At 69.6% G+C, this 14,570-nt stretch carries 10 protein-coding genes and 5 tRNA genes; 9 read left to right on the top strand and 6 right to left on the bottom strand.

Annotation, left to right across the window (positions count from 1 at the left end; translation table 11 throughout):
• Window positions 1–5 precede the first annotated feature (5 nt).
• From ACIOKD_RS19830 to ACIOKD_RS19810, 5 genes are all read right to left on the bottom strand, one after another.
• Window positions 6–3,368, bottom strand: a complete 3,363-nt coding sequence (locus ACIOKD_RS19830) for a nitrate- and nitrite sensing domain-containing protein (protein WP_402085408.1) — start codon at window positions 3,366–3,368, stop codon at window positions 6–8.
• A gap of 383 nt (window positions 3,369–3,751) precedes the next feature.
• Window positions 3,752–4,327, bottom strand: a complete 576-nt coding sequence (locus ACIOKD_RS19825; protein ID WP_360922284.1) for an ATP/GTP-binding protein — start codon at window positions 4,325–4,327, stop codon at window positions 3,752–3,754.
• Window positions 4,308–4,706 (bottom strand): DUF742 domain-containing protein, encoded by a 399-nt coding sequence (locus tag ACIOKD_RS19820; protein ID WP_402085405.1) that lies wholly within the window; start codon window positions 4,704–4,706, stop codon window positions 4,308–4,310. Before ACIOKD_RS19820 ends, ACIOKD_RS19825 begins: the two co-directional genes overlap by 20 nt.
• 102 nt (window positions 4,707–4,808) lie before the next feature.
• Window positions 4,809–5,222 carry a roadblock/LC7 domain-containing protein gene (locus ACIOKD_RS19815; protein ID WP_055520031.1) on the bottom strand — a complete coding sequence of 138 codons (414 nt, stop codon included), beginning with the start codon at window positions 5,220–5,222 and terminating at the stop codon, window positions 4,809–4,811.
• A gap of 9 nt (window positions 5,223–5,231) precedes the next feature.
• The gene (locus ACIOKD_RS19810) at window positions 5,232–9,041 is read right to left on the bottom strand and encodes a nitrate- and nitrite sensing domain-containing protein (RefSeq protein ID WP_402085402.1); all 3,810 of its coding nucleotides are present in this window, start codon (window positions 9,039–9,041) and stop codon (window positions 5,232–5,234) included.
• A 599-nt stretch (window positions 9,042–9,640) separates the two neighbouring features.
• Here ACIOKD_RS19810 and ACIOKD_RS19805 point away from each other — a divergent pair.
• The 9 genes from ACIOKD_RS19805 to ACIOKD_RS19765 all read left to right on the top strand — a co-directional run bounded on the left by ACIOKD_RS19805 (window position 9,641) and on the right by ACIOKD_RS19765 (window position 13,720).
• Window positions 9,641–9,838, top strand: coding sequence for a hypothetical protein (locus ACIOKD_RS19805; protein WP_402085400.1), 198 nt, complete (start codon window positions 9,641–9,643; stop codon window positions 9,836–9,838).
• A gap of 108 nt (window positions 9,839–9,946) precedes the next feature.
• Complete coding sequence (locus ACIOKD_RS19800; protein ID WP_402085397.1) at window positions 9,947–10,735, top strand: fumarylacetoacetate hydrolase family protein; 789 nt, start codon at window positions 9,947–9,949, stop codon at window positions 10,733–10,735.
• A complete protein-coding gene (gltX, locus tag ACIOKD_RS19795; protein ID WP_402085394.1) occupies window positions 10,728–12,212 on the top strand; it encodes a glutamate--tRNA ligase in 1,485 nt (494 codons plus the stop codon). The genes ACIOKD_RS19800 and gltX overlap by 8 nt, the downstream gene beginning before the upstream one ends.
• 143 nt (window positions 12,213–12,355) lie before the next feature.
• Window positions 12,356–13,123 carry an HAD family hydrolase gene (locus ACIOKD_RS19790; RefSeq protein ID WP_402085393.1) on the top strand — a complete coding sequence of 256 codons (768 nt, stop codon included), beginning with the start codon at window positions 12,356–12,358 and terminating at the stop codon, window positions 13,121–13,123.
• Window positions 13,124–13,212: 89 nt separating this feature from the next.
• Window positions 13,213–13,284, top strand: a tRNA-Gln gene (locus tag ACIOKD_RS19785).
• A gap of 42 nt (window positions 13,285–13,326) precedes the next feature.
• Window positions 13,327–13,399, top strand: a tRNA-Glu gene (locus tag ACIOKD_RS19780).
• Window positions 13,400–13,461: 62 nt separating this feature from the next.
• A tRNA-Glu gene (locus ACIOKD_RS19775) sits at window positions 13,462–13,534 on the top strand.
• 21 nt (window positions 13,535–13,555) lie between these two features.
• A tRNA-Gln gene (locus tag ACIOKD_RS19770) sits at window positions 13,556–13,627 on the top strand.
• A gap of 20 nt (window positions 13,628–13,647) precedes the next feature.
• Window positions 13,648–13,720, top strand: a tRNA-Glu gene (locus ACIOKD_RS19765).
• A gap of 124 nt (window positions 13,721–13,844) precedes the next feature.
• On the opposite strand, the gene ndgR is transcribed toward ACIOKD_RS19765, so the two are convergent.
• Window positions 13,845–14,561: an IclR family transcriptional regulator NdgR gene (gene ndgR, locus ACIOKD_RS19760; protein WP_107021936.1), complete on the bottom strand. Its 717-nt coding sequence runs from the start codon at window positions 14,559–14,561 to the stop codon at window positions 13,845–13,847.
• Window positions 14,562–14,570: the final 9 nt, after the last annotated feature.

The following is a 14,570-nucleotide window of genomic DNA, read 5'->3' as shown; positions in this document are numbered from 1 at the left end:
TCACACTAACGCTCCTGGTTGTAGGTGCTGTCAGGGCCACCGGGCTGGTTCCTGGTGGCCTGACCGTTCGTTTCACTGGTTGCGTCCCGGCCCCGCTGCACGCCGCGTCGCAGGTTGCTCAACCTGCCCCGGACGTCCTCGGGAGCGCGGGAGATCTGGGGGCCGCCCTGCGGGGTCGATTCCGCGGTGCCCTCGACCAGATTGGCCTTGGGCACCCGCCGCGGCAGGCCGGAGGAGGTGACCCCGCCCGCCTTGGGCTGCTTCAGCGCTTCGGCCCGGTGCCACATCTGGTCGTTGTTCGACCGCCAGTCGCCCTTGCCGCCGGTGCCGTTGTTGGTGCTGACGACGCCGGCGCCGGTGCCATTGCTGTTGCTGTCGTTGTTCGCGAAGGGTGCCGGTGACTCCTGGCCCACGGACTGCTTGCCGACCGCGGTGGCTCCGCGGCGGGGAAGTCCGGCGTCGGTGGTTCCGCGGCGCGGAAGCCCGGCGTCGGTGAGCTCGGGGGCGCTGGAGGGGACCGGTCCCGGAGTGTCGAAGCCTACGCTGTCCTGCCCGGCCGCCTCAGCGGTCTGCGAGGACTCCGCCGGGGGAGCGTACTCGGCGGGGAAGCCGTTCTGGTACGTGTCCTGCTGCGGCCAGTCGTCCTGGTAGGGCTGCTCCTGGAAGGGCTGCTCCTGGAAGGGCGGGAACGCGTCCTGCCCGACGGCGGGGTCCGGCTGGTGCTCGTCCTGGCCCGGCTCCGCGTAGGCGGGTTCCTGGTATCCACCGGCCTGCGGGAAGTACGTCTCGTCGTACGACGTCTGCTGCTGCCCCTCGTACGACGTCTGCTGGTCGTAGCCAGGAGCCTCGGTGTACGCGGGTGCCTCGGGGAGGGCCGCCGCCGTGTCGTCGAACGCGGGCTGACCGTTCTCGTACCCCTGGCCACCGTTCTCGTAGCCCTGCTGAGGGTCGAACTCGCCCTGGAAGGACGGAGCCTCGCCCTCGGGGCCGTGCGTCTGGGCCTCCAGGGCCGCGCGGCGCTCCTCACGCATGAGGGAGCGGCCCACCGGGTCCAGCTCGCGTATGTCGTCCGGGACCTCGGGGTTGTAGCGGCTGTCGTCGAAGCCCAGTTCGGCGGCCGTGCGCAGGGCCGGCTGGACGCTCTGGAACTCCTCGCCCCCGAAGGGCGGCTGCTGCGGCTGCTGCTGCAGCTCGTGCTCCGGGATGATCTGCGAGACCGTGAAGTCGTCGCGCTGCACCTGGTAGTCGCCGCCGCCACCGTGGGTGATGGCGTCGGGGAGCATGACGAGCGAGGTCGTGCCGGCCTGCTCGCCCGAGGGGCGCAGCTGGACGCGGATGCCGTGCCGGTCGGACAGCCGGCCGACCACGAAGAGGCCCATGCGCTGCGAGACCGCGGCGTCCACGGTCGGCGGGTTGGCCAGCTTGTGGTTGATGTCCGCGAAGTCCTCGGCGGTGAGGCCGATGCCCTTGTCGTGGATCTCGACCATGATGCGGCCGTCGGGGAGCCGGGTCGCGGTGACGCGGACCTTGGTCTGCGGGGAGGAGAACGTGGTGGCGTTCTCCAGCAGCTCGGCGAGCAGGTGCACGAGGTCGGTCACGGCACGGCCGTGGATCTCGGCCTCCGGGACACCGGACAGCTCGACGCGCTCGTACTGCTCCACCTCGGAGGAGGCGGCGCGCAGCACGTCGACCAGCGGGACCGGCTGGTCCCAGCGGCGGCCCGGCTCCTCGCCGGCGAGCACCAGGAGGTTCTCGCCGTTGCGGCGCATACGGGTGGCCAGGTGGTCCAGGCGGAAGAGGTTCTCCAGCTGGTCCGGGTCGGCCTCGTTGTTCTCCAGGTCGGTGATGAGGGTCAGCTGGCCCTCGATCAGGGACTGGTTGCGGCGCGAGAGGTTGGTGAAGATCGCGTTGATGTTGCCCCGCAGCAGCGCCTGTTCGGCGGCGAGCCGGACGGCCTCGCGGTGGACCTGGTCGAAGGCGCGGGCGACCTCGCCGATCTCGTCCGTGGTGTTGATCGGGATGGGCTGGACGCGGGTGTCCACCCGGCCCGGGTCGGTGCGCGAGAGCTGGTCGACCAGCATCGGCAGGCGCTGCTCGGCCACGCCGAAGGCCGCGTTGCGCAGCTGGCGCATCGCGCGGCTCATCTGGCGGGCCACCATGCCTGCCAGGATGAACGCGGCGAGCAGGGCGATGACGACGGCGGCACCGGTGATGAAGGCGTCGCGCTTGGCGTCGGAGGCGATGGTCGAGGCCTCGGACACGGCCTTGTCGCCGAGGTCCGCCTCGATGGCGCGGTAGGCGTTGTACTTGGCGGTGTTGACCGCCCACCAGTTCTGGGCGGTGATGCCCTTGTCGGCGAGCGCGACGCGGGCACTGGCGTCGGTCGTCGCGAGGGTGCCGATACCGCTGACCATGTCGGTGGGGTTGGACGGCGGGGGGACGTAGGTCTGGCCGCGTGCCGCGGCGGTCTCCGCGGCCTCCTTGGCCTGCGCCGCGCCGTCGGTCTGGATCTGCTTCTTGGCCTGCTCCAGCTTGGCGGCGTCACTCTCGGTACCACCACCGATGTACTCCTCGATGGCGATGCCTTCGAGGTAGGCGTAGGAGGTGAGGGCGACGCGCTGCTTGGCCAGGCTCTCGTCGGACGGCCCCGGCTTGATCAGCAGATGGGTGCCGATGGAGCGCTGGAGCGAGAGAGCGGCCTTGGAGAGGGAGATCGCGTAGACCGTACGGCCGTAGCTGGTGATGTTTCCGGTGCCCAGACCGAGTTCGTTGGCGAACTCCATCAGCGGGTGCTGGATCTCGACGTAACCCTCTTCGGTCTCCACACCCTTGAGCTTCGAGGTGTACGCGGCCGCGCGCAGGGCGACGAGCTTGGGCTCCTGCTTGCGGAAGATCTCCAGACGGCGTTCGAGTCCGGCCTTGGCCGGCATGTTCTTGGCGGCCTCGTTGAAGGCGACGGCCGCCGCGTCCGTCTCACCACGGGCCTTGACGACGGTCGCGTCCTTCACGCCCTTGCCCTCCAGGAGGGGGGCGGCGCTGATGTCGCGCTCGGAGTACAGCTTGTCGCCGTAGGTCAGGGCGGCGCGGACCAGGCGCGCGGTGTTCTGCGCGTCCTCGGCCTCCTGCCAGGTGTCGATCGAGCTCTTCACCTGGAAGCCGCCCATGACGAGGCCGACCACCACGGGTATGAGCAGGATCGCGTTCAGTCTGGTCGGTACGCGCCAGTTGCGCGGAGAGAAACGGCTCCCGCTGGGCGGTGGTGGGGCCGTCGGCTCCGAGCCGGGCACATGTGCGGGTGCCGCTCCGCGCGGCGGCGGGGTGAAGTTGCCCCGTGCCGACGGCTCGGGACCGTTCTTGCTTCGCCTCACTCGACCAACAACCTCTCGGCTCGGCACCTTCGTCGTGCCGCGTGTGTCTTCCGGCCCTTACTACTGGGCAGTTCTGGCATTCCAGCACGTCAGGGTGGGCTCGGCCAAACACTCGGAACCGAAGATTCCGAGTGACGTAAGCCGCAGATAAAACGGAACATAAAGAACGAGCCCCGCCAAAAGGCGGGGCTTTTGTGAGCACAGCGGCATCAGACGACCGCGTCGCGTGGCGGCACCTCTCGATATCTCTGTCGAAACGTTATGAACACTGAGGCCGACCGTGTCAAACGACACAGCCGGCTCCAATGCGTCTACGACAACTTGCGTACAACCTTGCCGACTTGGGTGCCGAGCCTGCCGGGACGCCATTCTACGGGCGAGCCCTACCGCAGGCGCGCCATCAAGGCGTGCTCGACGAGCGTGATCAGAGCACTCTTGGCGTCCGAACGATGGCGGGCGTCCGTCGTGATGATCGGGGCGTCGGGCCCGATCTGCAGAGCCTCGCGCACCTCTTCGGGAGTATAGGGCTGGTGCCCCTCGAAGCCGTTGAGGGCGACGACGAACGGCAGTCCGCTGTTCTCGAAGTAGTCGACCGCGGGGAAGCAGTCGGCGAGACGACGGGTGTCGACCAGGACGATCGCGCCGATGGCACCCCGTACCAGGTCGTCCCACATGAACCAGAAGCGGTCCTGGCCGGGTGTACCGAAGAGGTACAGGATCAGGTCCTGGTCCAGGGTGATACGGCCGAAGTCCATGGCCACCGTGGTGGTGGTCTTGTCCCCGGTGTGGGTGAGGTCGTCGATGCCCGCCGAAGCGGACGTCATCACGGCCTCGGTGCGCAGCGGGTTGATCTCGGAGACGGCACCCACGAACGTGGTCTTGCCGACGCCGAAACCACCCGCCACTACGATCTTCGCGGAGGTGGTCGCCCGCCCTCCGTCAGAGCTTGCGAAGTCCACTGAGCACCCTTTCGAGCAGTGTCACGGCCGGAGCGCCACCGTTGCTCTCGTCGCCACCCGGCTGGTGGATCGCGACGAGTCCGGCCTCCGCGAGGTCCGCGACAAGAATCCGTGCCACGCCCAGGGGCATGGAGAGCAGAGCCGACACCTCGGCCACCGACTTCACTTCACGGCAGAGGTGGCAGATCCGCTGGTGCTCGGGCAGCAGCCCCATGAGCGCTGCCGGATCGGCCGTGGTGCTGATCAGTGCTTCTATGGCGAGCTGGTAGCGCGGCCGGGTCCGGCCGCCGGTCATCGCGTACGGACGTACCAGCGGCTGGTCGCCCTCTTCCTCGTACGTATGTGAGTACGGATCATGAGAGGCGTTGGGCGGGGTCATGGATCCTCCGGGCGGGACAGCAAGTCGGTCAGTCGTGCCGTCTGACGGGGCCGGTGGGGGGAGGGCGGCCGGACGGTTTTTCCTACATTCGGTAGAACCTTGCTAGTGGAGCAGGCTGCCCTGCAGCTCCGCGCGCAGATCCGGTGTGAGCACTGCGCCCGCACGGTCCACGAGCAGAGCCATCTCGTATCCGACGAGGCCGATGTCGCAGTCCGGGTGGGAGAGGACCGCGAGCGAGGACCCGTCCGAGATGGACATCAGGAAAAGGAAACCCCGTTCCATCTCGACGACCGTCTGGGCCACCGTGCCGCCCTCGAAGATGCGTGAGGCGCCGGCGGTCAGGGACGTGAGTCCGGAGGCAACGGCCGCGAGCTGGTCGGCGCGGTCGCGCGGGAAGCCCTCGGACATTGCCAGAAGGAGTCCGTCGGCGGAAACGACGACGGTGTGGGACACCCCGGGGGTGTTGTCAACGAAGTTGGTGATCAACCAGTTGAGGTTCTGTGCCGCCTGGCTCATCTGGCTCAACTAACGCTCCTGCTGGTGAGTGGGGCTGGGGAAGCTGCCGGTCTGGCCGGTACCGGCCTGGCGCCCCTGTTGAATGCCCCTACGAAGATTGGTCAGCCGTCCGCGTACGTCATCAGGCGCGCGCGAGACCTGCGGACCGGTTTGGTGCTGTTGCTGCTGCTGAGCCGTTCCCGCGACAAGGTTCGCGCGGGGGACCCGGCGCGGCAGACCCGAGACGGTCACGCCACCCGCGGAGGGCTGGCGTACCCGCTCGGCCTGGCGGCCGAGTTCGTCATTGGGGGTGGTCCGCCAGGAGGAGGCGGAAGCGCCGGCGGGTGCCGGACGCTGCGGGGCCGCGGGAGCCTGCGCGGGCTGCTGCGGCGTCTGCTCGTTCTGGGCGCCGTCGCCGCCCTGAGCCTGGTTGAACCAGTTGGTTTCCAGGGTGTCGTACAGCGGTGTACGTCCGTCGCCGGGACTCGTCGCCGGCGGCAGTTCCCAGCCGTCGTTCGGCCCCCGCACCTCTTCGGGCCGCTGGGGGGCGGTCCTGTTGTCCGGCTCCGGGGGGAGCGCGGGGCGGCGGCGCGTCTGCGGGCGCTGCTGCGGCGGGCGGTTGCCGTTGGTGGGCCGCTCGAACTGCCCGGTGCCACCGTCCTGCCGCTCGCCGTAGCCCTGTGCCGGGAACTGCCCGGCGTCCTGCTGGGCCGGCGCCGCGTACTGACCGTTGGTGTTGGTTCCGGTCTCGTAGCCGTTCGGGGCGTACTGAGCCGGGTCCTGGCGGTCGTACTGGCCGCCCGCCTGGGGGTTGTGCCCCGCACCGGAGTGGTTCGACGCGCCGAACACATCCGTGCGGACGAACTGTCCGTTGTCCTGCGGCGCGTTCGTGCCGGGACGCGGGGCGTCGTAGTCGGGCCGCTGGAACTCGGCGGTGGACGCGGGCCCACCCTGCCGGTCGTCGATCCGCGGCATCTGCGAGGTGACGTCGGGCTCCTCGTGGCCGCGCGGGGCGTCCGGCGAGGAGCGCGGCACCGGCGGCTGCGCGTTGTCGTCGCTCCAGCTGGGCACCCGCGGCTGCGGGTTGCCGCCCGGCAGCTCGGCGCGCGGACCGCCGCGGGGCGGCAGCTGCGGAGACTGCTGCTGAGGGCGACGGCCCTGCTCACCGTTGCCGGCCGGCCGCTGCTGGGGCTGCTGCGAGGAACCGGGGCCGCGGTTGGCGCCCGTGGTGTCCTGGCGGCCGCCGCCGAACAGGTCCTGCCGGCCGGAGCCGGAGTCGTTGCCGAAGCCGTTGAAGCTCTGCTGGGCCCCGGCGCCCGCGGGCGCCGGCCTGCCCTGCGGGGGGTACGGGGGCTGCTGCGGGGACTGCGGATTGCGGTTGCCGCCCGGCGCACCCGGTCCGCCCGGACGGCCGCCCGCCTCGGGCCTGGGCAGTGCGGCCCGCGGTGCGGAACCCGCTCCGACCTGGCCGCGCTGCGGCGGGGGGTTCAGCCGGCCGCCGTTGCCGCCGCCCTGAGCACCCGTGCCGAGGGCGGGGCCGCTTCCGGCACCGCCCCGGCGGGCCGCCGCGACACCGGCCGCGGCCTGCGCCGCCGCCGGACCGCCGACGGCCGGGGCACCCTGGCCCTGCTTGTTGCCCGGAACCTTCTTGCCGCCCTGGGCGACATCGACCGGGAGCATGACCAGCGCGGTCGTACCACCGGAGTCGGAGGGGCGCAGCTGGATGCGGATGCCGTGCCTCTGCGACAGCCGGCCGACCACGAACAGACCCATGCGGCGCGAGACCGAGACGTCCACGGTGGGCGGCGAGGCGAGTCGTTCGTTGATCGCCGCGAGGTCCTCGGGCGAGAGGCCGATGCCGGTGTCGTGGATCTCGATCAGTACGCGGCCGTCGGGCAGCGCGTGACCGGTGACCTTGACCTTGGTCTGCGGGGAGGAGAACGACGTGGCGTTCTCCAGCAGCTCGGCGAGCAGGTGCACGAGGTCGTTGACCACGCGGCCGGCGACCTCGGTGGTGGGCACCGAGGAGAGTTCGATGCGCTCGTACTGCTCCACCTCGGACGCGGCGGCGCGGAGCACGTCGACCAGCGGGACCGGGCGGGTCCAGCGTCGGCCGGGCTCCTCACCGGCGAGGACCAGGAGGTTCTCACCGTTACGGCGCATGCGGGTCGCGAGGTGGTCGAGCTTGAACAGGGAGGACAGCTGGTCCGGGTCGGCCTCGCGGGACTCCAGTTCGGAGATGAGCGAGAGCTGACGCTGGATGAGGCCCTGTGAACGGCGCGAGAGGTTGGTGAACATCGCGTTGACGTTGCCCCGGAGCATGGCCTGCTCGGAGGCGAGGCGGACCGCCTCGCGGTGCACGTCGTCGAAGGCCGCGGCCACCTGGCCGATCTCGTCCTTGGAGTGCACACCGACCGACTCGACGGAGGTGTCGACGTCCTGCGGGTCCGACTCCGACAACTGCCGGACCAGCTCGGGCAGCCGGTCCTGGGCGACCTTCGTCGCGGTGTCCTGGAGCCGGCGCAGCGAGCGGATCATCGAGCGGGCCACCACGAAGGCGCCGACCAGCGAGACACCGAGCACCAGCAGGATCAGCGCACCGGAGATGATCGCTTCCTGCTCGGCCTCGTTGCGCAGCTCGCGGGCCTTCTGCTCCATCTGGTTGAGGAGCGTCAGCTCGATCTTCGACATCTCCTGGTACCGGGCGGAGTCGGCGTCCACCCAGTCCAGATAGGAGCGCTTGGCCTGCAGCTGCAGACCGTTGTTGCGCTGCAGGACGCGTGACAGATAACCGTCGGCGTCCTTGATGGTCGGGCTCGGCTCGTCGAGCGGCTTGGTGAGCTGGTCCGCGTCGCCCTCGTAGATGTTGGCGAAGCTCGTGAGTTCGAACTTCTGGTTCTCGAAGGCGGAGAGGCCGTACTGCCGGTCGTTCGGGGAGAGCTCACCGAACGTCTTGTCCGTGGCGGGCAGGGCCGCGGCGATGATCGAGCGCTGGACGGACGCGTACTCCTTGGCGCTGGAGAACGCCGCCAGGGCACGCGTGCGCTGGATCATCTCCGGGTTGCTGGTCGCCTCGGCCATGTCCTGGGAGAGACCGAGCAGCTGCTCGATGAGGCGGTGGTACGCCTCGACCGACTGGGACGAGTTGTCCTCGTCCTGGAAGGCGTTGTTGCGGACCTTGTTGAGGGTGTTCAGCTGGGTGGCGATGGCCACCACGTTGTCGCGGACACCGTCGAGGCTCTCGTTGTTGTCCGCGTCGTCGAGCTCGTGGGTGCCTTCCAGGAAGGAGGCACGCGCACGGTCCGTCTTGTCGCGGAGGCCCTTGATGGTGACGTCGCTGGCCTTGGTGCCGTTGGCGAGCGGACCGGCCGACTTGTCGCGCTCCTGCTGGAGCGCCGTGGCGAGCAAGGTCGCCTGCCGCGTCATGTCGGTCAGCAGCTTCATGTTCTCAAGCTGCTGGATCTCGTCCATCGTGTCGCTGATGCGCAGGGCGCCCAGCGAGGTGGCCGCGACCACGGGCAGTGCGAGCAGCGAGACCAGACGCGTGGAGATGCGCCAGTTGCGCAGCGCTACGCGCGAGCCGGGGCCGTTGGGTGCCTTGGCTTTCGGTGGCGTGGGGGTCGGGGTGCCGGGAGCACCGTTCGCCGCGTTCGGACCGCCCTTGCCCTGGGCGCCCTTGGGCGCACCGGGCCGCGAGGAGCGGTCACCGCTGTTGCCGGCCTGCGCCGGTCCCGGGTTCTGGGCGTGCTGGGGCGAGGAGCCGACTGCCCTGGGGCCAGTCCCGCCTTGCGGCTCCGGCTCCGCCGAAGCGCTGCCATCCCTCTTGAAACGTCCCTGCACTAGCGTCGCAACCTCTGGACCAGGCGCCCCTCCGCGTGAACGGCGGGACGGTGTCGGCGTCTTGGGAGCGCCCTGAACGCGCTCCCATGGTGGTCGTGAGTGACCGGCGCAGGCTCCCCTTTCCCGCCGCCACTCGGCGCTGCGTTGCGCCCCTGCGCGCCGGGTCGTTCCTGCGGCGGTCCGAGGAATTCCAGCACAGTGCCGGATCTCCAACAAGGCCCATGGGTCATGCTGTGACCTCCGTGACGCGTTGTGAGGGCAGCGTCACGAGACGTAGAAAGTGACCTCATCCATATCGGACACATAGGGACGAGACCTGCGTGGGTAAGCGGTGTCCCAGTCGCCATGATCAGGAGCGGAATGATGTCGTCCGTGACGCAATGTCCGTTTGATGGCCTGAAGGTGGGGGTCCGAATTGACCTGTATGCCCGGCGGTAAGTGAGGAAACTCACACGACGATCACGGCGTCTTCACGGGTTCGACAGGGAAGCGCATGTTTAGCCTGACGCTTTACAGGGATGGCAAATCCGACAACCCGCGCCTACGCGACGGTTTCCGAACCCGCCGGCGCCTCCATGGAACAGGGCCTGTAACCCCAGATGAAGACGACGATGACCTTCCTCAACATAGCCAACCCGCGACGCACCACCCTGGCGCACCTCGACGACGCCCAGGAGCCGCGTACGCCGGAGCGGCCGGAGCAGGAGGGGCACGCCGTCGAACTCCCCGCACAGACCGCCAACCCCCGCCGCACGATCCTGATGGACGTCCCGGTCGCGTCCGGCGCCACCGAGTAGACACCGTCCCGGCGGGCCCCGGCTCGTCATGCGCGAGGCGGCCGCCCCTTGCCGCGTTAGCCTGGAGCATCAGACTCCGGCCAGCTCAGTGAGGGGCGCAAGGACACCGTGCGCATCGCCAGGTTCTCCATCGACGGCAACGTCGCGTTCGGTGCGGTCGAGGGCGACAGCCCTCCTGGATCGACCGACGGCCTCGTGCTCGACATCATCAAGGGCATCCCGTTCGCCGACTTCGAGCTCTCCGGGACCAAGGTCCCGCTGAGCAAGGTCCGCCTCCTGCCGCCCGTGCTCCCCAACAAGGTCGTGGCCTTCGGCCGCAACTACGCGGAGCACGCCAAGGAGATGGGCGGCGAGGTGCCCGACGCCCCGTTCGCCTTCTTCAAGCCGTCCACCTCGGTGATCGGCTCCGGCGACGCCATCGCGTACCCCTCCTTCACCGAGGAACTGCACCACGAGGCCGAGCTGGCCGTGGTCATCGGCCGGATGTGCCGTGAGGTCCCGCGCGAACGCGTCAAGGACGTCATCCTCGGCTACACCTGCGCCAACGACGTCACCGCACGCGACGTCCAGCGGCGCGAGAAGCAGTGGGCCAGGGCCAAGGGCTTCGACTCCTCCTGCCCGCTCGGCCCCTGGATCGAGACAGACCTCGACCCGTCCGACCTCACCATCCAGTGCACGGTCAACGGGCAACAGCGTCAGCTGGGCCGCACCAGCGAGATGATCCACTCCATCGAGGATCTGATCGTCAACATCTCCGAGGCCATGACGCTGCTCCCCGGCGACGTCATCCTCACGGGCACCCCCGCAGGGGTCGGCCCGCTCAGTGTCGGCGACGAGGTCGCCGTCACCATCGAAGGCATCGGCACTCTCACCAACAAGGTTGTCAAGCGTGGCTAGCGCATCCGACCCCGCCGTCCGAGTACGTTTCTGTCCGTCCCCGACCGGCAACCCCCATGTGGGCCTGGTCCGCACGGCCCTCTTCAACTGGGCGTACGCCCGCCACACCGGCGGCACGTTCGTCTTCCGTATCGAGGACACCGACGCGGCCCGCGACTCCGAGGAGTCGTACGAGCAGCTCCTGGACTCGCTGCGCTGGCTGGGCTTCGACTGGGACGAGGGCCCCGAGATCGGCGGCCCCCACGCGCCGTACCGCCAGTCGCAGCGCATGGACCTCTACAAGGACGTCGCCCAGAAGCTCCTGGACGCCGGCCGTGCCTACCACTGCTACTGCTCGACCGCCGAGCTGGACGCCCGCCGCGACGCCGCCCGCGCCGCAGGCAAGCCGTCCGGCTACGACGGCCACTGCCGCGAGCTGACCGCCGAGCAGAAGAGCGCGTACGAGGCCGAGGGCCGCACGCCCATCGTGCGGTTCCGCATGCCCGACGAGCCGGTCACCTTCACGGACCTGGTCCGCGGCGAGATCACCTACCTCCCGGAGAACGTGCCGGACTACGGCATCGTCCGTGCCAACGGCGCCCCGCTCTACACGCTGGTCAACCCGGTCGACGACGCCCTGATGGAGATCACCCACGTCCTGCGCGGCGAGGACCTGCTCTCCTCCACCCCGCGCCAGATCGCCCTCTACAAGGCGCTGACCGAGCTGGGCATCGCCAAGGAGACCCCGGCCTTCGGTCACCTCCCGTACGTGATGGGCGAGGGCAACAAGAAGCTCTCCAAGCGCGACCCCGAGTCCTCGCTGAACCTCTACCGGGAGCGCGGCTTCCTCCCGGAGGGCCTGCTGAACTACCTGTCCCTCCTGGGCTGGTCGCTCTCGGCGGACCGCGACATCTTCTCCATCGAGGAGATGGTCGCCGCCTTCGACGTCTCGGACGTGAACCCCAACCCGGCGCGCTTCGACCTCAAGAAGGCCGAGGCCATCAACGCCGACCACATCCGGCTGCTGGACGTGAAGGAGTTCGCCGAGCGCTGCGCCCCCTGGCTGAAGGCACCCTTCGCCCCCTGGGCGCCGGAGGACTTCGACCCGGCCAAGTGGGACGCGATCGCCCCGCACGCCCAGACCCGCCTGAAGGTCCTCTCCGAGATCACCGACAACGTCGACTTCCTGTTCCTGGCGGAGCCGGCCGTCGACGAGGCGTCCTGGACGAAGGCGATGAAGGAGGGGTCCGACGCCCTCCTCACGACGGCCCGCGAGAAGCTGGCGTCCGCGGACTGGAATTCCGCCGAGTCCCTCAAGGAGGCCGTGCTGGCCGCCGGTGAGGCGCACGGCCTGAAGCTGGGCAAGGCACAGGCCCCGGTCCGCGTCGCCGTCACCGGCCGCACGATCGGCCTGCCCCTCTTCGAGTCCCTGGAGATCCTGGGCAAGGAGAAGTCGCTGGCGCGCGTCGACGCGGCCCTGGCGAAGCTGACCGCGTAGGCGTTCGCGGCACACACGGGTACGTAGGGAGGGGCGGCGTCCGGACCGGACGCCGCCCCTCCCTACGTGCTTCGGCGGCAACGCGCGTACCTCACGCAGGAAGGCAGGGCGGCGATCGTCACCGCGGGCGTTACCGTCGGACCATGACGATCCGAGCCGTGCTGTGGGACGTGGACGACACCATCTTCGACTACACCACGGCCGACCGGGCCGGTATGCGCGGGCACCTGACCGCCGAGGGCCTGCTCGACGGGTTCGCGTCCGTGGAGCAGGCCCTGGACCGCTGGCGCGAGCTCACCGACGAGCAGTGGGCGAGGTTCGCGGCGGGCAAGGTGGACTGGGAGGGGGGTCGCCGGGACCGGGTGCGGGCGTTCCTGGGCCGGCCACTGACCGACACGGAGGCGGAGGACTGGTTCGTCCGTTACCTCGGTCACTACGAAGGGGCCTGGGCGCTGTTCCCGGACGTCCTGCCCGTCCTCGACCTCCTGGCGGGCAGCCACCGCCAGGCGGTGCTCTCCAACTCCAGCCTGCGTGTCCAGGACCACAAACTGCGCGTCCTCGGCGTACGGGACCGCTTCGAATCGGTGCTGTGCGCGGCCGAACTGGGCGTCTCCAAACCCGCGGCCGAGGCCTTCCACACGGCCTGCGAGGCCCTGGACCTGCCACCGCACCAGGTCGCGTACGTCGGGGACCACCCGGAGATCGACGGGTGGGGCGCGGCCGACGCCGGCCTGTTCTCCGTCTGGATCGACCGCATGGGCGTGAGGGCGGTCACGGCCCCCGGTCCGGACGCCGCACCGGGCCCGCCCGAGGATCGGCTCTCCCACCCGCGCCGGATCGTCTCGCTGGCCGAACTCCCCGCGATCCTCCGGCCCGATACCCGTTTTGGAGCGCCGTCCACCTTCAGGTAATGTTCTTCCTGCGCCGCCGGAGTGCGGACCGAAAGGCCACAGGCCGGAGGCGCAAGCTAAAACAAAATCCCCATGGGGTTGAGTTTCAGTGGCCTATGGTGTAATTGGCAGCACGACGGTTTCTGGTTCCGTTAGTCTAGGTTCGAGTCCTGGTAGGCCAGCTCGCAGAGCTTATCTGCACAAGCAGAGACCAGCTCTGCAAGGCCCCCGTTGTGTAGCGGCCTAGCACGCCGCCCTCTCAAGGCGGTAGCGCCGGTTCGAATCCGGTCGGGGGTACAGATCCTTCCCAGGGGGACAGTCCGGGTCGCACCCGCTGTCTCTCATGCAGGATCGCTAGGGCCCCCGTTGTGTAGCGGCCTAGCACGCTGCCCTCTCACGGCAGTAGCGCCGGTTCGAATCCGGTCGGGGGTACAGAGTGGTCTAGACCACTATTGGGCTATGGTGTAATTGGCAACACGACGGTTTCTGGTTCCGTTGTTCTAGGTTCGAGTCCTGGTAGCCCAGCTGGATCACTTGTGATCCTCGCCCCCGTTGTGTAGCGGCCTAGCACGCTGCCCTCTCACGGCAGTAGCGCCGGTTCGAATCCGGTCGGGGGTACAGAGAGAAGAAGCCCTCCCCGCCAGGGGAGGGCTTCTTTCGTTTCGCGCACCACGAGGTCATCAAGTCCGGCCGTTCGCTGCGGCGTTGAAGCGATCGGCCGGGGGAGTCGACAGGGTGGGTGTCAGCTGGTGCGGCGCAGGGCCTCCGACAGGCGCGCGGCCGCGTCGATGATCGCCTGAGCGTGCATCCGGCCCGGGTGGCGCGTCAGCCGCTCGATCGGTCCCGACACCGAGACGGCGGCGACCACGCGGTTCGAGGGCCCGCGCACCGGCGCGGAGACGGACGCGACACCCGGCTCCCGCTCGCCGATCGACTGGGCCCAGCCCCGGCGCCGTACGCCCGACAGGGCCGTCGCCGTGAAGCGGGCGCCCTGGAGGCCGCGGTGCAGGCGCTCCGGCTCCTCCCAGGCCATCAGGATCTGGGCCGAGGAGCCGGCTTTCATGGTGAGCGTCGAGCCGACCGGGACCGTGTCCCGCAGGCCCGACAGGCGCTCCGCCGCGGCGACGCAGATACGCATGTCGCCCTGGCGGCGGTAGAGCTGCGCGCTCTCGCCCGTGATGTCGCGCAGATGCGTGAGCACCGGGCCCGCCGTCGCGAGGAGGCGGTCCTCGCCCGCGGCCGCGGCCAGCTCGGCCAGCCGGGGGCCGAGAATGAAACGGCCCTGCATGTCGCGCGCCACCATCCGGTGGTGTTCAAGTGCCACGGCGAGACGATGTGCCGTGGGCCGTGCCAGTCCGGTCGCCGCGACCAGTCCCGCGAGGGTGGCCGGACCGGACTCCAGTGCGCTCAGGACAAGGGCTGCCTTGTCCAGAACGCCGACGCCGCTACTGTTGTCCATGAAACGATA

The sequence above is a fragment of the Streptomyces sp. NPDC087844 genome, from assembly GCF_044742785.1.
Lineage (GTDB): Bacteria > Actinomycetota > Actinomycetes > Streptomycetales > Streptomycetaceae > Streptomyces.
This window is presented reverse-complemented; position numbering and strand designations above follow the sequence as displayed.

Coding starts and splice junctions, on each gene's coding strand:
- ndgR (WP_107021936.1), bottom strand. CDS start 14,561: ATGGACAACAGTAGCGGCGTCGGCGTTCTGGACAAGGCAGCCCTTGTC.
- ACIOKD_RS19815 (WP_055520031.1), bottom strand. CDS start 5,222: ATGAGCCAGGCGGCACAGAACCTCAACTGGTTGATCACCAACTTCGTT.
- ACIOKD_RS19805 (WP_402085400.1), top strand. CDS start 9,641: ATGAAGACGACGATGACCTTCCTCAACATAGCCAACCCGCGACGCACC.
- ACIOKD_RS19790 (WP_402085393.1), top strand. CDS start 12,356: ATGACGATCCGAGCCGTGCTGTGGGACGTGGACGACACCATCTTCGAC.
- ACIOKD_RS19820 (WP_402085405.1), bottom strand. CDS start 4,706: ATGACCCCGCCCAACGCCTCTCATGATCCGTACTCACATACGTACGAG.